Consider the following 16401-nt stretch of genomic DNA (forward strand, 5'->3'; position numbering starts at 1 on the left):
CCGCCCCGCGCTCTGCTCATTGTTTGTGCAAACCCGTGCCGCCTCGTCGGTACGAGCACCGGCGGACGGTTCAAGGCGGCGCGTCTGCCGCGCGAATCGATGTGGAAAGATCGCACAGAGGGCGGCGCGCGCATTTTACTGCAACGTTGCAGTCTTGAAATCGTATGATTTTTGAGATCGGATGCGCGCACCAACGGAGGACGCCGAAACCATGACCACCATGATCCGCAACCCGATTCTCAGGGGATTCAACCCCGACCCCTCGATCTGCCGCGTCGGCGACGATTACTACATCGCGACCTCCACCTTCGAATGGTATCCGGGCGTGCAGATCCATCACTCGCGCGACCTCGTGAACTGGCGGCTCGTTCGTCGGCCGCTGGAGCGCGCCAGCCAGCTCGACATGCGCGGCAACCCCGACAGCTGCGGCGTCTGGGCGCCGTGCCTCTCCTATGACGACGGGCTGTTCTGGCTGGTCTATACCGACGTCAAGCGCTTCGACGGCAATTTCAAGGACGCGCACAACTACATCGTCACCGCGGAGGCGATCGAGGCGACCTGGTCGGACCCGGTCTACGTCAATTCCTCCGGCTTCGACCCCTCGCTTTTCCACGACGACGATGGCCGCAAGTGGTTCCTCAACATGCAGTGGAACCACCGCACCGAGAGTTTCGGAGGCTCGCCGAAGCATCCGGCCTTCGACGGCATCTTGCTGCAGGAGTGGGACGAGCGCACACGCAAGCTCGTCGGTCCGGTGAAGAACATCTTTGCCGGCTCGCCGCTCGGCCTCGTCGAGGGCCCGCATCTCTTCAAGCGGAACGGCTGGTACTATCTGACGACGGCCGAGGGCGGCACCGGCTACGATCATGCCGTCACCACGGCGCGCTCGCGCCATATCGACGGCCCGTACGAGATGCATCCGAACACCCATCTGATCACGTCGAAGGATCACCCGGAAGCGCCGTTGCAGCGCGCCGGTCACGGCCAATACATCGAGACGCCCGATGGCCAGGCCTATCACACCCATCTTGCCGGCCGGCCGTTGCCGCCGCAGCGTCGCTGCACGCTCGGCCGCGAGACGGCGCTGCAGAAATGCGTCTGGCGCGATGACGGCTGGCTCTATCTCGAATGCGGCGGCCAGGTGCCGGAGGTGCTCGTGCCCGCTCCGGCTGCGGCAGAGCAGCTACCGGCAGAGACCGTCGTGGAGACGGATTTCGACGAGGGCGTCCTTCCGATCGAGTTTCAATGGCTGCGCACGCCTCAGCCGGCGCGGATCTTCTCGCTCGAATTGCGGGCCGGACATCTCAGGCTCTTCGGGCGGGAGAGCATCGGCAGCTGGTTCGAACAGACGCTGGTGGCGCGTCGGCAAGAGCATCATTCCTTCCGCGCCGAAACAGCGGTCGAGTTTGTGCCGGAAACCTACCAGCAGGTCGCGGGCCTGACGCATTACTACAACCGCCACAAGTTCCATGCGCTTGGCGTGACGTGGCACGAAACGCTCGGGCGGGCGCTGACGATCCTCTCATGCCCCGGCGATTTCCCGCATGGGCGGCTGGCGTTTCCCGTCGGCAGCGGTATCGCCATTCCAGAGGGTCGGATCGAGCTGGCCATGGAGATCCGCGACAACGAACTGCAGTTCTTCTGGCGGCAGGCGCCTGCCGGGGATTGGCACGCGGTTGGCCCGGTTCTCGACGCGGGCGTGGTCTCGGACGAGGGCGGCCGCGGCGAGCATGGATCTTTCACCGGCGCCTTCGCCGGCATGTTCGCCTTCGACACATCCGGCGCGGGCAGGGCGGCGGATTTCGATTGTTTCCGATACATCAGCCTTGCGGCCGACTGATGCGTGCGCATTAGAAAAGTAGAATAAGTATAGGATATCATTGCGTATTTGTAATGTAGACTTTCATATTCGGTTCAGGAGGCGGGGCCTAATTTCCGGGTGTAGACAACGAAAGGACACCCGAATGAAACCTCTCCTGATCGCGCTCGTCGCCAGTTCCGTCCTGATCACGCCGGTCGCAGCGCTTGCCCAGCCGGCACGATCCTTCGAGGTGGCTGAGAACTATGACCGCTCCCGCCGCCCTGTTGATCGTCACGTCGATAAGCACGTCACGATCGAGAAGCGCGTGATCGTCAAGAAGAAGGAGCGCTGGACGCGCGGCCATCGCCTGACACCGGCCGAGCGCCGCCACATGGCGCAGGTGCGCGACTATCGCTATTACAAGCTGCGCCCGCCACAGCGCGGCCAGCAGTGGCTGCGGGTCGACAACGACTTCCTGCTGATCAACCTGGCGACCGGCGTCATCGTCGGACTGGCGACGGCTCGGTAAGTATCATTTGCTGGCCACGGGGCGGGGGGACGCCACCCCCCGCGCTGCTGGCATTGCGAGGGCCGACGGGTCCTCCCGTTCCCCGAACAACAACACCTCGATCTCGCCCATTGGCTCCGGCGCCGCTTCGTCCCCGGGCCTATCCCCGAGGAACGGATCGAACATCGGCACCGGGCGTCCGGCGGTATTCAGCGCCATGCACATGAAGCGCGGCCGGCGAGGTGCGGGCGCAGTCTTGGCCATCAGGCAGCCCGCGGCGACCAGTTGGCGAAGGGATCGGTGAGATCGCGCCAGCGTTCCGGGCGGAAGCTTTCGTCCGTCAGCAGGCAGGCGTCGAGTTCGGCGCGAAGCGCAGCCTCGTCCATGGGGTCCGCACCGATGAAGACGATCTCCTGGCGGCGGTCGCCCCAGACCGGGTCGATATAGGGACCGACTGCTTTCAGGAAACCCGGATCGCGCGGCCATTGCTCCTTCGGTACCGCCGACCACCAAAGGCCCATCTTGCCGGTTCTGACCAGCGGTCCCGCCTGACTGATCTCGCCGACATAATGCGGGCGGGTCGCGAGCCAAAAGAAGCCTTTGGCCCGCAGCACGCCCGGCCAGGAGCGGTTGAGGAAGGCCTGGAAACGCATGGGGTCGAAAGGCCGGCGGGCGCGATAGACGAAGGAGCGGATGCCGTATTCCTCCGTTTCGGGAATATGGTCCTTGAAGCCGTTGAGTTCCTTGTACCAGAGCGGATGCTGCTCCGCCTTGACAAGGTCGAAGCGGCCGGTTCCAAGCACGTCTCGAAGCGCCACCTTGCCGAAGTCGGTTTCGATCAGTCGTGCGTCCGGATTGAGCCCGACGATGATCTTGCGGGCGGCGTCCACCTGCTCGGGCGTAGCGGTGGCGATCTTGTTCAAGACCACGACATCGGCAAACTCGATCTGCTCGACCAGAAGGTCGACGAGCGTGCGCGTGTCGCCTTCGCCGGCGGTCTCGCCGCGATCGGCGAGGAAGTCGAGCGAGGAATAGTCGGCAATCAGGTTTACGGCATCGACCACCGTCACCATCGTGTCGAGCCGCGCGACGTCGGCAAGGCTCTCGCCGTCCTCGTCGCGAAAGTCGAAGGTGGTGGCAACCGGCAGGGGCTCGGAGATACCGCTCGATTCGATCAGCAGATAGTCGAAGCGGTTCTGTTCGGCGAGGTTGCGGACCTCCTTCAGGAGGTCGTCGCGCAACGTGCAACAGATGCAGCCATTGGTCATTTCCACCAGTTGCTCTTCCGTGCGCGAGAGGCCTGCGCCACCGTCGCGCACCAGCGCCGCGTCGATGTTGACCTCGCTCATGTCGTTGACGATGACAGCGACGCGCAGGCCGTCGCGGTTGGAAAGCACGTGGTTGAGCAGCGTCGTCTTGCCGGCGCCAAGGAAGCCCGAGAGAACGGTGACAGGGAGCTTTTCCATCGATGGTTCCTATATGTTATATCGTTACATGCATGTGTATAAGAATAGGCGGGCGCGATCGCCCGCCCATACCGTCTTGGGAGGACGGTCAGCTTGCCGAGGCAAGGCAGGTCTTGAGCGAGGTGCCGATACCTTCCATCATCTGGAAGTAGAGATCCGGGCCGGCGTCGAGCGTGCCGGCTTCCGGGTCGAGCGTGCCGGGTTTCGCCGGCGTTCCTTCGATCACCACGTTGATCAGCTTCGGCTCGAACTGCGGCTCGGCAAAGACGCACGTTGCCCCCAATTCCCTGATCTTGGCATGGATCTCAGAGAGCCGCTCGGCGCCTGGCAGCACCTCGGGGCTGACGGTGATCGAGCCGGCGACGCGGACCTTGTAGCGGTGCTCGAAATACTGGTAGGCGTCGTGGAAAACGACGAAGGGCTTGTCCTTCACCGGCGCCACGGTCTCCGTCAGCTTGGCGTCGAGCGCGTCCAGCCGCTTGTTCAATGCTTCGAGATTGGCCATGTAGGTGCCGGCATTGTCCGGATCGGCTTCGGCGAGCGTCTTTTCGATCTCGGCGGCCATCGCCTTCGCATTCATCGGGTCGAGCCACATGTGCATGTCGGTATCGCCGTGGCCGTGGTCGTGGCCTTCGTCAGCGGCTGCAGCCTCCGGCGCCGCTGCATGGTCGTGCTCCGCTTCGCTCTCGGCATGCTTGTGCCCTTCTTCGCCGTGCCCTTCATCACCATGGTCCTCGTCGTCATGGGCTTCGAAGGCGCCGCCCTCGCGGAATTTCAGCTTCTCGATCCCCGGCGCATCGCTGAGTTCCACCACCTTGGCGCCGTCGCTGAGTGCATCGAGCGGCTTGTCGAGAAAGGCTTCGAGGCCCGGGCCGACCCAGAAGACCACCTTGGCCGCCTGCAGGGCCGAGGCGTTCGAGGGCTTCATGTTGTAGGTGTGGGGAGAGGCGGCGCCCTCGACGATCAGCGACGGCTCGCCGACTCCCTGCATGATCGAGGCGACGAGGGAGTGGATCGGCTTGATCGAAACCACCACATTGGGTCCGGCCGCCGCAGCGGGTGCGGCAAGCAGCATGGTGGAGGCAAAGAGCAGGGCGGATGTCGATTTCATCGGGTTCTCCGGGCTTGAATGGCGCCTCTGGCCGCATCGACCAGGCACGCTTCGGGCATGCAAAGCTTTCACTCCAGCAGGCCAGTGATGGCCCTTGAAGTGGTTATGTAATGTTATTACATCAATTGCGTTATGCTATAACGTGTGCGATAGCCAGTGGCAACCATCAACCCGGAATTTTTTCATGCTGAACTTCCGCTCCCCAGAAACGCTGCCGCTGGTAAATCTCAGCAATGCCGGCGTCAGCCGCAATGGCCGCTGGCTGGTGCGCGGCGTCGAGTTCTCGATCAGCCCTGGCGAGATCGTCACGCTGATCGGACCGAACGGATCGGGCAAATCGACGACGGCGAAGACGGCGATCGGCGTGCTGAAGCCGGACGAGGGCTATGTCGAGCGCAAGCCGGGCCTCAAGGTCGGCTATGTGCCGCAGAAGCTCGCCGTCGACTGGACGCTGCCCTTGACTGTGGAGCGGCTGATGACGCTGACCGGCCCGCTGAGGGGCCGGGAAATCGAGGAGGCGCTGGCGGCGACCGGCGTGCTGCATCTCGCCAAGTCCGAGGTGCAGCATCTTTCGGGCGGCGAATTCCAGCGGGCACTCTTGGCGCGCGCCATCGCCCGCAAGCCGGACCTGCTGGTGCTCGACGAGCCGGTACAGGGCGTCGACTTCAGCGGCGAAATCGCGCTCTACGAATTGATCAAGCAGATCCGCAATCGTACCGGCTGCGGCATCCTCTTGATTTCGCATGATCTGCATATCGTCATGGCGGAAACCGACACCGTCGTCTGCCTGAACGGCCACGTCTGCTGCCGCGGCACGCCGCAGGCTGTCAGCCAGAGCCCGGAATACCAGAGGCTCTTCGGACGGCGGGCGGCCAATACGCTTGCGGTCTACAGCCATCACCATGACCACACGCATCTGCCTGACGGACGCGTCCTGCATGCGGACGGGTCGATCACCGAACATTGCTTCCCGGGCGATGGCCACCACCACGACGACCAGCAAAACGTGCACGACCACGGCGAGGATTGCGGCTGCGGCCACCATACGCGGCTGCACGGTTATGAGCAGAAGGAGAAGCGCGATGCTTGATGATTTCTTCGTGCGCGCGCTGATCGCCGGCATCGGCATCGCCGTCATGGCCGGGCCGCTCGGCTGCTTCGTCATCTGGCGGCGCATGGCCTATTTCGGCGACACCATGGCGCATTCGGCGCTGCTCGGCGTGGCGCTGTCGCTGCTGCTCGAACTCAACCTGATGCTCAGCGTCTTCATCGTTGCCGCCATCGTCTCGGTGCTGCTGCTCTTCCTGCAGCGGCGCGGCGCGCTGTCGACCGATGCGCTGCTCGGCATCCTCTCCCATTCGGCGCTGTCCTTCGGCCTGGTCATCGTCGCCTTCATGACCTGGGTGCGCATCGATCTCGTCGGCTTCCTCTTCGGCGACATCCTCGCCGTCTCGGAATCCGACATCGACATCATCTGGGGCGGCGGCATCCTCGTCGTCTTCGCCATCGTCTATCTCTGGCGGCCGCTCTTGGCCTCCACCGTCAATCCGGAGCTGGCGGAGGCGGAGGGGCTGCAGCCCGAGCGCGCGCGGCTCTTCTTCATGCTGCTGATGGCGCTGGTGATCGCGATCGCCATGAAGATCGTCGGCATTCTCCTGATCACCTCGCTGCTGATCATTCCGGCCGCGACCGCACGGCGCTTCTCGACCTCGCCGGAGGTGATGGCGGTGCTTGCCTCCGTCATCGGTGCGCTCGCCGTTACCGGCGGACTTTTCGGTTCGCTGCACTGGGATACGCCGTCTGGACCGTCTATCGTCGTTGCCGCGGTTGGGCTTTTCGCTCTGAGTCTGCTGCCGATCGGCCGCCGCCCGATCGAGGCAGCATATCATTCCACGCCCGGAGGACACCACTGATGGCTACCCCGCTACTGACCAAGAACCAGACGCTGGTGATGGATGCGCTCAGCCATTCCGAAGGACCGATGAGCGCCTATACCATTCTCGACAAGCTGCGCGACCATGGCTTTCGCGCGCCGCTGCAGGTCTATCGCGCGCTCGACAAGCTGCTGGAATACGGCCTCGTGCATCGGTTGGAGAGCCTGAACGCCTTCGTCGCCTGTACCTGCCCGCATGATCACGAGCACGACCATGGCGTCACCGCCTTCACCATCTGCGAAGGCTGCGGCCAGGTGACGGAGTTCCACGACGCGGCGATCGAGCAGCGGCTTTCGGCGCTGACGCGGGCGCAGAACTTCAAGACCGAGAAGACCACGATCGAGATCCGTGGCCATTGCCAGAGCTGCGCGTAAGTTCGGCACCCTCGACCGGGACGAAGCCGCCTTCCTGGAGCAGCTTGGCTTTCAATCCAGCCGGCTGAGGTCGGCGGCGTAGCGTCGCCAGTTCTTCACATAATGCGCTGCCGAGCGCTTCACGCCCTCGATGGCGGCATCGTCCAGCGTGCGGATCGCTTTCGCCGGCGCGCCGACGATCAGCGAATTGTCGGGGAATTCCTTGCCTTCGGTCACCAGCGCATTGGCGCCGACAAGGCAGTTGCGGCCGATCTTGGCGCCGTTGAGCACGGTCGCGCCCATACCGATCAGCGAATTGTCGCCGATGGTGCAACCATGGATGATGGCGCCGTGGCCGATGGTGCAGCCTTCGCCGATCGTCACCGGGAAGCCGGGGTCGACGTGGATGACGACGTTTTCCTGGATGTTGGTGCGGGCGCCGAGCTGGATCGGCTCGTTGTCGCCGCGAAGCGTCACGCCGAACCAGATGCCGACCTCGTCGCCGATCTCGACCTGGCCGATGACATTCGCGTCCGGCGCCACCCAGTAGCTGCCGTCCGATGGAGTCTGCGGGCGAAGCGATCCAAGGGCATAAAGCGGCATCGGCAGATATCCTTCCTGTCGTCTGAAGTGATGCAAGGCCGGGAACGGCGATTCACGCCGTTCCCGGCACGGTTCCCCTAAAGGACGTGCACGGCAAGGGCTGCGACGCCGTCGACACCGCAGGTGACCTCGTCGCCGCGCGCCACGGCACCGACGCCCGACGGCGTGCCTGTCATGATGACGTCGCCGGGGGCCAGCGTAAACAGCTTGGAGAGCTCGGCGATGATCTCCGGCACCTTCCAGATCATCTGGTCGAGATCGCCCTGCTGGCGCAGTTCGCCATTCACCTTCAGCCAGATATTACCGTTGACCGGATGGCCGATCGCTTCGGCCGGCGTGATCGCCGAGATCGGGGCGGAATGTTCGAAGGCCTTGGCTGCCGCCCAGGGTTTCCCTGCCTTCTTGGCCTCGGCCTGCAGGTCGCGGCGGGTGAAGTCGATGCCGACGGCATAGCCGTAGACGCAATCCAGCGCGTCCTCGACGGCGATGTCGGTGCCGCCGCGCTTCAGCGCCACGACGAGTTCGACCTCGTGATGGACGTCGGCGGTCAGCGGCGGATAGGGGAAGGCGCTGCCGGCAGCAAGCAGGTTGTCCGGATTCTTCTGGAAGAAGAACGGCGGCTCGCGATCCGGGTCGTGACCCATCTCGATCGCATGGGCGGCATAGTTGCGGCCGACGCAGTAAACCCGGCGAACCGGAAAGCCGACCAGGCTGCCGGATATCGGCAGCAGAACGGGAAGCGGGGGAGGGATGATTGTTTCCATGATCGTCCGGTCTTGGGCGTCCATCTGTCTCAAGCGACAGGAAGGTTGCCGCGCATTTCGTGTACGCTCGCCGTCGGCCGATTGCGGTTTCAAGCGAGACGGAGAAGAATCCGGACGTTACTGCATAAATGCGCGAATCGGAATCGATCCGTAGAAAAATAAGACGAAGGATCGAGTGAGGGGAGCGGCATGGGCGCGCCCGGACGGGCGCGCGGGATCACGGCATCCGAGAGGCTGCCGTGAGCGGCAAACTCAGGCGCACTGTGCGTAGGCCTGAAGCTGATCTCGGGTCAGGAACCGGCCGTCCGAGCGCGAATTGAGCTCAGGATGGCTGTATTCAAGACTGGGGACCTGGGGAAGCTCAAGGGCCTGGCGCACGGTCATGATGCCGACGTCACGGCGGCCACCTTCACGCTTCACGCTGACTTCAACGATGCGATAGAGATTGCTCTCGCTCATATGTTCTCTCCCGTGTATCGTTTTTTTGAATTCCCTTATGGGGATTAAGCGCTCCGAAATTGGTTTTTGTGAGGCACCTCAGAATATAGGCCAGAGAAATGAAGGCTTCACGACAGAAATCGGGCCGTTTCTGGAAAAATCATGCGTGTTTGGGCGATAATGCGCCGAAACGATGCAGTTCTTGAGCAAATGCTCAATATCTGAGCCATCCCTCTCTTGTCATCGGCTATGCGGCTTCAACGAAAAAAACGGTAGTTTGCGCCCGCCGCTGGCGAGCGTTCGCCACCCGGAGGCGGCGAGATCCAGTCCGGCGCGAATGCGCCTCAGTGCGTGCCCAGTTCGGCTTCCTCGGCTGCCGAGATGAACAGCTTTCGCGCCTCCTCGGCCGTGCGGCGACCTTCGATCGCGGCGCGGCAAGCACTGCGGGCAGCAACATAGAACGGCCCCCGGCGGGGCCAATGGTCGGCAAGGCAGGCGAGCGCGTCTGAGGGGCCTTTGACGGTGCGGCAAACACCGCCAACAAAGTCGAGCTCGATCGGCTGTTTCCAGACTAATTGCATGCGTCTCCTCCTCGAGATCACCTCAATGAACATCGGCATTGCGGCTGTCGGCCCCTGGCTCCTCTCAAGTGGCGTCGGCAGTCGATCTTGCTAATGTAGCGCAGGAGGACGGATTTGTAAGCAGCTTTTCCGTGTTGTGCGGCCGGATGCAAGCACCGGCGGTAGGCGCAAGCCTAGCAGGAGGCGTCGCGCTGCAGGCGCTCGGCAAAGGCGCGGCCGGCAACGAGCAGGCGCATCTCGTCGGTGTTGCCGGCGAGATAGTCGTCGATCAGCATTCGGGCTTGGCGGCGTGCCCGTTCGCCGTCGCGCGCCCAGCCCTGTTCAAGGCAGAGTTCGTCGAAGACACGCTGCAGCCGCTCCATGTCGCCCTTCGACAGGGCAAGGCATTGCGTCGCTCGCAAAGGGGCCACCTGTTCCTCCCGCAGCACCGAGTTCCCCGGCACGCACTATGGCAGAACGGCGCCGAATTGAACCCCTTGGGAATGAGGGGTCTGTCGGCCTGGCGACACAGCGCCGCGCGGCTAATCAGACGCGCAAAGGTCGCTGTAGACTTTGATTTGCTGCATGTCTTTGTCCTTAAATCGAGGTCGATTTAAGGAGACATGCAGTAGGAGATTGTCGGTCAGGCCGCCGGTACGACGCGGTCGACCTTGGTGCGGCGGCCGCCTTCTTCGATGCGGTAATAGTCGGAGCCGATCAGCGCGTACTGGTCGCAACGCCGACCGCCGTCCTCGAAGGTGATGCAGACCTCGTCGCCGGTGATCGTGTAGGTTCCGCCATCACGCACTTCGTAGTCGCGATAGCCGTAACGGCCGTCGGCGAAAAAGGTGGAGGCGACACCGTTGAGATTGTAGCGCAGCGTCTTGCCGACGAGGAAGGCCTGCAGCGCGTCGCCGGACAGCGTCGGCACCGAGGGGGCGGCAGGTCTCGGTGTTGCGACCTCAGGCGCCTCCAACTCCATCGACTGGCATCCGGCCAGTAGAAGCGTGAGCAGTGCCGCGATCGCGCGTTTCATGCCGTCCGTCCTTGTTTCTGTCGGCAACGTTGCAGGAGCCAGGGCTTCCGCGGGTCAAACCACAGCGCCGCGCGTCTCATCAGACGCGCAAAGGTCGCTGCAGCACTTTGATTTGCTGCACGCCTTGGTCCTCTAAATCGAGGTCGATTTATGGAGACATGCAGTAACGCGCGGCGCTGTAATCGCCTCCAGGGGCACCTGTCAACCCCGCTGAACGCAGGCGCGCGGGGCAGCCTTCAGAAGAAGTTGCCGGCCACCGCCGCAGCGACCGTGGCAGCCAGCGCTGCAAGGACGATTGCTGCACCTATGACGGTCGCTATTGTTCGCCGGCGCCGTGCGCCGCTCCAATCGTAGCTCATGCTTTCGCTCCGACGACGATCATGTCGAAACGGGACAATCGGCGATTCTGCTTAACAAAAGGGAAACCATGGCCTCTGGCCCGTCGAGGTGGGCCCGGGATGCCCGACGCGTGTAATTTCGCGGCACAGATAGTGACATCAATTGACCGTCGCTGAATTTAATGTCACAGATGGTGTCATTAAAAATGGAGTGAACCGCATGACGAACGTGCGCGCCTACAACAGCCCCTTGCGCGAGGAGAAGGCACGGGAGACCCGGGAGGCGATCCTGACGGCCCTGTTCGAGCTGATGGAAACGACCGGCGTTGCCGACGACGTATCGATGGAAGCGATTGCTCAGCAGGCCGGGGTGCAGCGCAGGACCATCTTCCGCCATTTCGCCAACAAGGATGAAATGCTCGCGGCCTTCTGGCCCTGGCTCAACGCCCGCATCGGCACGTCGGCGACACCGCGAACGTTGAACGAGATCGTCGACGGTCCGCGGCAGGCCTTTCCACGCTTCGACCTGCACGAGCCGGTGATCCGGGCCTCGCTGCATTCCAAGGCCGGCCGCGAGATGCGACTTGGCACCGTCTCGGGCCGCCGGGCGCATTTCGCGCAGGCTTTGGCTCCGGCCGTAGCCTCCCTTTCGGCATCCGAGACCTGGAAGGTCGAGGCGCTGGCGCATCTGCTCTTCTCGGCCTCCGCATGGGAGGTCCTGAAGGATTATGGCGGTCTCTCCGGCGCCCAGGCCGGCGAGGCGGCTTCCTGGGCGCTTGAGGTGATCCTGTCCGCGGTCACGTCCGGCCACTCTCACGCGGGCGTCGCATCGCAACCACAGGAGAAAAGCGATGGAGTTTGACGTCACCACCCCTGAAAGCGGCGAGACCCTCTGGGTCGTCGCCGACCGGATCCGGTTCCTTGGCGGCATCGCCGGCTCGGGTCTCGAACTGATTGAGGTCGAGATTCCGCCAGGTTCCGGCACCCCGCCGCACACGCACGCTTCGCCCGAAATGTTCTACGTGACCGAAGGTGAGGTGACGGTGCGCCGCTTTGCGGCCGACGGTCCGCCGGAGGTGGCCGTTGGCGGCCCCGGCACCACGATCCGGATCGGTTCGATGGTGCCGCACAATTATTCCAACGAAAGCGACCGCCCGGCGCGGATGCTCGTTCTGCTGGAGCCCTCCATGACCGCCTTCTTCCGCGACATCGGCACCAGCGAACCGCAAGCACCGGACCTTGCCCGGATCGGTTCGGCGATGCAGCGTCACGGCATCGCCATGCTCGCGGCTTGAGCGGCCGGCTCCGAAGTTTCTGTCGACCGCGGGAGACGATCTTGCGGTCGGCAGTGCCTCGACTGGATGCAGATTCCGGCATGGGAACGCCATCTCGCATTCTCAGGTTTTACGCTGTATAAGGCGCCGTCCCACATGGGAGCTTTGGTGCCGGGCGGCGCCACTGCAGCAGATCCGCCGCGCGTGCTACATTGTGGCACCGGCGCGCACAGCCAGAATGACGAGAGTAGATCAAGCATGGCAGAAGGCCGCGCACAGCCCGGAATTCCGGGCAATCGCCATTATTTCAACGCACCGGTCTTCGCCGTGGCGCCTATGATCGATTGGACCGATCGGCACTACCGGTTCTTTGCGCGGCGCCTGTCGCAGCATGCGCTGCTCTATACGGAAATGATCGTCGCCGAGGCGATCCTGCGTGGCGACCGGCAGAGGCTGCTCGGCTTCGATCTCTCGGAGCATCCGGTTGCGCTGCAGCTTGGCGGCAACGATCCGCGGAAGATGGCGGAGGCGGCCAAGATTGCCGAGGACTTCGGCTATGACGAGATCAACATGAATGTCGGCTGCCCGTCGGATCGGGTGCAGTCCGGCACGTTCGGCGCCTGCCTGATGCAGGAGCCGGAGACGGTGGCGGCCTGCGTTGCGGCGATGAAGGCGGCGGTCAGGATTCCGGTCACGGTCAAATGCCGCATCGGCGTCGACGACCAGGATCCGGAAGTGGCGCTGAGGACGCTCGTGGCACAGGTTGTCGCGGCCGGCACGGATGCCGTCTGGGTGCATGCGCGCAAGGCCTGGCTGCAGGGCTTGAGCCCCAGGGAAAACCGCGAGATCCCGCCGCTCGACTATGGTCTCGTGCACCGGTTGAAACAGGAAAATCCCAATCTTTTCATCGGCATCAATGGCGGCATTCAGGCGTTGAGTCAGGCGCTTGAGCAGGTGCGGCACCTGGATGGAGTCATGCTCGGCCGTGCGGCCTATCACGACAGCGCCATGCTGACGGCGGCCGACGGGCATTTCCCGCATCCGCTGACGGGGGCGGCGCCGCGGGCACAGGAAGCCGGTGCGTTCTCCGAGCGCGGCCATCGCCTCGATCTCGATTTCTGGGTCGATGTGCGCGACGCAATGGCCGACTACGCCGGCGCCCATATCGCCAATGGCGGGCGGCTGATTCATGTGACGCGGCACATGGTCGGCCTGTTCCAGGGCTGGCCGGGGGCGCGGCGCTATCGCCAGCTTCTTTCGGCCGATGCCACCCGCAAGGGCGCCGGGCCGGAGGTGATCCACGCTGCCTTCGATGCCGTGTTCGAGGCGACGGCGGCGAAACAGGCGGCGGAGTAGGGCGCGGCTGGCGCCTGAGGTATGGGCGCAAACCTCACGACTCGTCATCCTCGGGCTTGACCCGAGGATCCATTGGCATGCGATAGAAACGCACGACCATCCGTCTCAGTTGGAAGCTCGGTTCTGGATGCTCGGGTCAAGCCCGAGCATGACGGAGAGTGTGGAGTCGTTGCGAACCCGCTTTCTACAGACCCCCAAACGAAAACGGCGCCCCTTGCGGAGCGCCGTTTCCAAATGAATGTCCGACTGGACGATCCGGCTTAGGCAGCCTGGATGTTGACGGCCTTCGGGCCCTTGCCCATGCGGTCCGGCTCGGTGTCGAAGGTGACCTGCTGGCCATCCTTGAGGGTTGCGAGACCAGCGGCCTGAACGGCGGAGATGTGTACGAACACGTCCTTCGCGCCGCCTTCCGGCGTGATGAAGCCGAAGCCCTTGTCCTGGTTGAAGAATTTTACGGTGCCCTTGGTGGCCATGGAAGAAGTCCTTTTCCTTCAGTCAAATTGCGTTGCCCGCGCCCCCTGGGGGATGTGGGCATGTCGTCTTCCGCTTGCAAGCGGAAAGGCGTCGAGTGGTCACGATATCGGGGAAAAGACGTCTACGGTGCCGATGCCGGCGGTCCCGGCCGGAGCCGGGCGCAGGTGAAAGTCCAGTCTCCGGGATTGAAATCGCCCGAACGGCGCAAGAAGTGACAGGATTTGCAGAAAAAGGCAAGCACCTTATACGCCGCAGGAAGGCGCGGAGCGTCTGTCTTTGCAAGGCTTTGGCCGGTTCTCGCCGCTCCCATTCGTCGCCAGGCAGAAAAATCGGGGACGGTCCGTTTCTCGACACAATTTCGTCCCGAGCTCGACCGAACGTGCGCGCCGCCGAAGGGCCGCTCGCGGATCCCGGCGGAGGTGTCGTGGCGCCGTGGCTTCGCGCCGGAGGCTTGGCTCTCGGGGTAAGGCTTTCGCATCCCCCGGATAAGGCTTGCGCATGTCCGGGATAACGCGCAGGCTTTACCGAAGGTTGGTTTCGTCTTCGCTCACGATGGCGTAGCCAAGGGGTCGGGGCGGCGCGCCGTTTCGGGTGGCCGATGACGGCGCGTGCGGATCGGACGAAGGGCGACCGCCCTGGACGACTGTCGCCCGCAAAGGGTGATTGATCGTCACACGGCAGGGCGAAGTTTTGCCGGAGCCGGACGAACGGCGGAAACGGCCGGACGACTTTGTCGCCTTGGCCGGACGACGGGGCGATATGAAGCCCAGAGAATGCGCCGGCCGGCTCTGCCGGGCGGCGGGAGTGACATACGGAGAGGGAAAGCGTGATCGACCCTTACGAATTGCTTGGACTGGAACGCGACGCCGACAATCAGGCGATCCGCAGCGCCTATCGCAAGGCGGCGAAATCGGCGCATCCGGATTCCGGCGGCGATCCCGAACAGTTTGCGCGGCTGCAGGTGGCCTATGAACTGCTGAAGGATCCGGTCCGCCGCAAGGTCTATGACGACACCGGCTACGATCCCCAACTCGCCGATCCGCGCGACCTCAAGGGCCTGATGATGCTGGAGACGCTGGTCAACGAGTTCATCCTCGACGAGCGCGAGCCGGGCACTTTCGATCCGGTCGCCGCCATGCGGCGCAAGCTCTCCGACGATATCGTCAAGAGCCGCTTCCATATCCTCGAGCTCGAGCGCCACCGCGCCCGCGTGCGCAAGCACTTGGACCGCCTCGGCCGCCGGCCGGAAACCGACGTGCTCGGTTCGATGCTGCGCGCCCGCTCGCGGTCGATCGCCGAGGCGATCAAGAACACCGACGAGCAGATCAAGACGATCGAGCAGGCCTACGAGATGCTGGAAGGGTACAGCTACGAACTGGAGGCGCTGGAGGTGAAGGCGCACGCGGCGGAGTAGGGCGCTGCCGTCTCAATTGTTTCCTTGGGTAAGCGAGCCACGACGATGACGACGGCCGCGTGCCGAACACGCGGCCGGGTCCGTGGGCCCCGCTGTCACCAGCGTACGCCTACCCGGCGCCTCTGTGCAGCCGCCTCCATCGGTGTCATAGTCTCCGTCGGTCCCGGGGGCCGGGATCTCAGCCATGGTCTGAAGCGAAGGAGAGTGACATGAGCCGCCGCTCGCACATGCGCGCTGCCTTTCTCCTTCTGGCGATCGTTATCGCCGCCTATCTCGCTGTCAGTTACTTTCTGGTCCCGGAGCTCTGGGTGTTCCACGATTCCAGGCGGAAGGTTCCGCTCAATCCCATGGTGACATCCACGGAGCAAGGCATTCCCGGTGATCCGATCAATGTCGGGTTGGTAGGCTCCAAGGAGCAGGTCATCCGCGCCTTCGCCGCGGCCGGCTGGGACGCCGCCGACAAGGTCACGCTGCGGTCCTCCGTCGATATCGGCCTCAGCGTTGTGCTCGATCGTCCGGATCTCGATGCGCCCGTCAGTCCGCTGTTCTACGAGGGGCGCAAGCAGGATCTGGCCTTCGAGAAACCGGTGGGCCGCAGTGCCGACCAGCGCAACCATGTGCGCTTCTGGCAGACGGCCAAGCCCGTGGAGGGCAATGGCCCGCTCTGGCTCGGTTCGGCGAGCTTCGACCGCGGCGTGGGCCTGAGCCACGACACCGGCCAGATCACCCACCACATCGGTCCCGATCTCGACGCCGAACGCGACCTGGTGATCGGCGACCTCGATAAGGCCGGGCAGGTGTCGCGGACCTATGAGATGCCCGGCATCGGCGCCACGAAAGCCGGCCGCAACGGCGGTGGCGATCCCTATTACACCGACGGCAAGGTTCGGGTGGGCGTGCTCAAGGCGCCGGCAGAGGGCGGCGGCGCCGAGGCGGCCAAGTGAAACGTCGCCCCGTCTGCCGTCATCTCT

20 protein-coding genes are annotated in these 16401 nt (G+C 63.9%); 10 read left to right on the forward strand and 10 right to left on the reverse strand.

Annotated elements, in window-relative coordinates; all coding sequences use genetic code 11:
* Positions 1-220: 220 nt before the first annotated feature.
* Both AC0C6X_RS11515 and AC0C6X_RS11520 read left to right on the forward strand, forming a co-directional pair.
* Positions 221-1840: a glycoside hydrolase family 43 protein gene (locus tag AC0C6X_RS11515; RefSeq protein ID WP_472953519.1), complete on the forward strand. Its 1620-nt coding sequence runs from the start codon at positions 221-223 to the stop codon at positions 1838-1840.
* Positions 1841-1964: 124 nt separating this feature from the next.
* On the forward strand, positions 1965-2330 hold the full coding sequence (locus AC0C6X_RS11520) for an RcnB family protein (RefSeq protein WP_472953184.1): 366 nt from the start codon (positions 1965-1967) through the stop codon (positions 2328-2330).
* A 242-nt stretch (positions 2331-2572) separates the two neighbouring features.
* Here the strand turns inward: AC0C6X_RS11520 and zigA are convergent, their stop codons facing one another.
* On the reverse strand, positions 2573-3775 hold the full coding sequence (gene zigA / locus AC0C6X_RS11525; protein ID WP_472953185.1) for a zinc metallochaperone GTPase ZigA: 1203 nt from the start codon (positions 3773-3775) through the stop codon (positions 2573-2575).
* A gap of 88 nt (positions 3776-3863) precedes the next feature.
* Entirely contained in the window at positions 3864-4886 is a 1023-nt protein-coding gene (gene znuA, locus AC0C6X_RS11530; RefSeq protein ID WP_472953187.1) for a zinc ABC transporter substrate-binding protein ZnuA, read from the reverse strand.
* 184 nt (positions 4887-5070) lie between these two features.
* On the opposite strand from znuA, the gene AC0C6X_RS11535 reads away from it, so the two are divergent.
* The 3 genes from AC0C6X_RS11535 to AC0C6X_RS11545 are packed head-to-tail and all read left to right on the forward strand — an operon-like array spanning position 5071 to position 7194.
* Positions 5071-5976: an ATP-binding cassette domain-containing protein gene (locus AC0C6X_RS11535; RefSeq protein ID WP_173516764.1), complete on the forward strand. Its 906-nt coding sequence runs from the start codon at positions 5071-5073 to the stop codon at positions 5974-5976.
* On the forward strand, positions 5969-6799 hold the full coding sequence (znuB, locus tag AC0C6X_RS11540) for a zinc ABC transporter permease subunit ZnuB (protein ID WP_247960909.1): 831 nt from the start codon (positions 5969-5971) through the stop codon (positions 6797-6799). Before AC0C6X_RS11535 ends, znuB begins: the two co-directional genes overlap by 8 nt.
* Positions 6799-7194 (forward strand): Fur family transcriptional regulator, encoded by a 396-nt coding sequence (locus AC0C6X_RS11545; protein WP_173516762.1) that lies wholly within the window; start codon positions 6799-6801, stop codon positions 7192-7194. The genes znuB and AC0C6X_RS11545 overlap by 1 nt, the downstream gene beginning before the upstream one ends.
* Positions 7195-7245: 51 nt before the next feature.
* Here the strand turns inward: AC0C6X_RS11545 and AC0C6X_RS11550 are convergent, their stop codons facing one another.
* The 7 genes from AC0C6X_RS11550 to AC0C6X_RS11580 all read right to left on the reverse strand — a co-directional run bounded on the left by AC0C6X_RS11550 (position 7246) and on the right by AC0C6X_RS11580 (position 10933).
* Positions 7246-7776, reverse strand: coding sequence for a gamma carbonic anhydrase family protein (locus tag AC0C6X_RS11550; protein ID WP_472953190.1), 531 nt, complete (start codon positions 7774-7776; stop codon positions 7246-7248).
* 77 nt (positions 7777-7853) lie between these two features.
* Positions 7854-8540, reverse strand: a complete 687-nt coding sequence (locus AC0C6X_RS11555; RefSeq protein ID WP_173516760.1) for a fumarylacetoacetate hydrolase family protein — start codon at positions 8538-8540, stop codon at positions 7854-7856.
* 252 nt (positions 8541-8792) lie between these two features.
* Positions 8793-8999, reverse strand: a complete 207-nt coding sequence (locus AC0C6X_RS11560; RefSeq protein ID WP_173516759.1) for a hypothetical protein — start codon at positions 8997-8999, stop codon at positions 8793-8795.
* A gap of 323 nt (positions 9000-9322) precedes the next feature.
* Positions 9323-9559 carry a DUF982 domain-containing protein gene (locus tag AC0C6X_RS11565; protein WP_173516758.1) on the reverse strand — a complete coding sequence of 79 codons (237 nt, stop codon included), beginning with the start codon at positions 9557-9559 and terminating at the stop codon, positions 9323-9325.
* Positions 9560-9732: 173 nt separating this feature from the next.
* Positions 9733-9969, reverse strand: coding sequence for a hypothetical protein (locus tag AC0C6X_RS11570; protein ID WP_173516757.1), 237 nt, complete (start codon positions 9967-9969; stop codon positions 9733-9735).
* 212 nt (positions 9970-10181) lie between these two features.
* Positions 10182-10574 carry a hypothetical protein gene (locus AC0C6X_RS11575; RefSeq protein ID WP_173516756.1) on the reverse strand — a complete coding sequence of 131 codons (393 nt, stop codon included), beginning with the start codon at positions 10572-10574 and terminating at the stop codon, positions 10182-10184.
* Between the two features lie 236 nt (positions 10575-10810).
* Entirely contained in the window at positions 10811-10933 is a 123-nt protein-coding gene (locus AC0C6X_RS11580) for a hypothetical protein (RefSeq protein WP_282439026.1), read from the reverse strand.
* 199 nt (positions 10934-11132) lie between these two features.
* Here AC0C6X_RS11580 and AC0C6X_RS11585 point away from each other — a divergent pair, with 199 nt between their 5' ends.
* The 3 genes from AC0C6X_RS11585 to dusA all read left to right on the forward strand — a co-directional run bounded on the left by AC0C6X_RS11585 (position 11133) and on the right by dusA (position 13542).
* Positions 11133-11774, forward strand: a complete 642-nt coding sequence (locus AC0C6X_RS11585; RefSeq protein WP_472953194.1) for a TetR/AcrR family transcriptional regulator — start codon at positions 11133-11135, stop codon at positions 11772-11774.
* Positions 11764-12207: a cupin domain-containing protein gene (locus tag AC0C6X_RS11590; protein ID WP_247960907.1), complete on the forward strand. Its 444-nt coding sequence runs from the start codon at positions 11764-11766 to the stop codon at positions 12205-12207. Before AC0C6X_RS11585 ends, AC0C6X_RS11590 begins: the two co-directional genes overlap by 11 nt.
* 237 nt (positions 12208-12444) lie before the next feature.
* Entirely contained in the window at positions 12445-13542 is a 1098-nt protein-coding gene (dusA, locus tag AC0C6X_RS11595; RefSeq protein ID WP_472953196.1) for a tRNA dihydrouridine(20/20a) synthase DusA, read from the forward strand.
* A 260-nt stretch (positions 13543-13802) separates the two neighbouring features.
* Here the strand turns inward: dusA and AC0C6X_RS11600 are convergent, their stop codons facing one another.
* On the reverse strand, positions 13803-14015 hold the full coding sequence (locus AC0C6X_RS11600) for a cold-shock protein (RefSeq protein WP_173516754.1): 213 nt from the start codon (positions 14013-14015) through the stop codon (positions 13803-13805).
* Positions 14016-14842: 827 nt separating this feature from the next.
* Between AC0C6X_RS11600 and AC0C6X_RS11605 the strand changes: the two genes are divergently transcribed.
* Together AC0C6X_RS11605 and AC0C6X_RS11610 are read left to right on the forward strand one after the other, a co-directional pair.
* Entirely contained in the window at positions 14843-15430 is a 588-nt protein-coding gene (locus AC0C6X_RS11605) for a J domain-containing protein (RefSeq protein WP_173516753.1), read from the forward strand.
* Positions 15431-15639: 209 nt separating this feature from the next.
* On the forward strand, positions 15640-16374 hold the full coding sequence (locus AC0C6X_RS11610) for an LssY C-terminal domain-containing protein (protein ID WP_472953199.1): 735 nt from the start codon (positions 15640-15642) through the stop codon (positions 16372-16374).
* Positions 16375-16401: the final 27 nt, after the last annotated feature.

The sequence above is a fragment of the Ensifer sp. VA4 genome (assembly GCF_055710065.1).

What these genes read in the sequence shown, in the direction of transcription:
- AC0C6X_RS11550 (WP_472953190.1), bottom strand. Translation starts at nt 7,776, where the DNA reads ATGCCGCTTTATGCCCTTGGATCGCTTCGCCCGCAGACTCCATCGGAC.
- AC0C6X_RS11585 (WP_472953194.1), top strand. Translation starts at nt 11,133, where the DNA reads ATGACGAACGTGCGCGCCTACAACAGCCCCTTGCGCGAGGAGAAGGCA.
- AC0C6X_RS11600 (WP_173516754.1), bottom strand. Translation starts at nt 14,015, where the DNA reads ATGGCCACCAAGGGCACCGTAAAATTCTTCAACCAGGACAAGGGCTTC.
- AC0C6X_RS11560 (WP_173516759.1), bottom strand. Translation starts at nt 8,999, where the DNA reads ATGAGCGAGAGCAATCTCTATCGCATCGTTGAAGTCAGCGTGAAGCGT.
- AC0C6X_RS11610 (WP_472953199.1), top strand. Translation starts at nt 15,640, where the DNA reads ATGAGCCGCCGCTCGCACATGCGCGCTGCCTTTCTCCTTCTGGCGATC.
- AC0C6X_RS11535 (WP_173516764.1), top strand. Translation starts at nt 5,071, where the DNA reads ATGCTGAACTTCCGCTCCCCAGAAACGCTGCCGCTGGTAAATCTCAGC.
- AC0C6X_RS11575 (WP_173516756.1), bottom strand. Translation starts at nt 10,574, where the DNA reads ATGAAACGCGCGATCGCGGCACTGCTCACGCTTCTACTGGCCGGATGC.
- AC0C6X_RS11520 (WP_472953184.1), top strand. Translation starts at nt 1,965, where the DNA reads ATGAAACCTCTCCTGATCGCGCTCGTCGCCAGTTCCGTCCTGATCACG.
- AC0C6X_RS11555 (WP_173516760.1), bottom strand. Translation starts at nt 8,540, where the DNA reads ATGGAAACAATCATCCCTCCCCCGCTTCCCGTTCTGCTGCCGATATCC.
- znuA (WP_472953187.1), bottom strand. Translation starts at nt 4,886, where the DNA reads ATGAAATCGACATCCGCCCTGCTCTTTGCCTCCACCATGCTGCTTGCC.
- AC0C6X_RS11580 (WP_282439026.1), bottom strand. Translation starts at nt 10,933, where the DNA reads ATGAGCTACGATTGGAGCGGCGCACGGCGCCGGCGAACAATAGCGACC.
- AC0C6X_RS11515 (WP_472953519.1), top strand. Translation starts at nt 221, where the DNA reads ATGATCCGCAACCCGATTCTCAGGGGATTCAACCCCGACCCCTCGATC.
- AC0C6X_RS11565 (WP_173516758.1), bottom strand. Translation starts at nt 9,559, where the DNA reads ATGCAATTAGTCTGGAAACAGCCGATCGAGCTCGACTTTGTTGGCGGT.
- dusA (WP_472953196.1), top strand. Translation starts at nt 12,445, where the DNA reads ATGGCAGAAGGCCGCGCACAGCCCGGAATTCCGGGCAATCGCCATTAT.
- AC0C6X_RS11545 (WP_173516762.1), top strand. Translation starts at nt 6,799, where the DNA reads ATGGCTACCCCGCTACTGACCAAGAACCAGACGCTGGTGATGGATGCG.
- zigA (WP_472953185.1), bottom strand. Translation starts at nt 3,775, where the DNA reads ATGGAAAAGCTCCCTGTCACCGTTCTCTCGGGCTTCCTTGGCGCCGGC.
- AC0C6X_RS11590 (WP_247960907.1), top strand. Translation starts at nt 11,764, where the DNA reads ATGGAGTTTGACGTCACCACCCCTGAAAGCGGCGAGACCCTCTGGGTC.
- znuB (WP_247960909.1), top strand. Translation starts at nt 5,969, where the DNA reads ATGCTTGATGATTTCTTCGTGCGCGCGCTGATCGCCGGCATCGGCATC.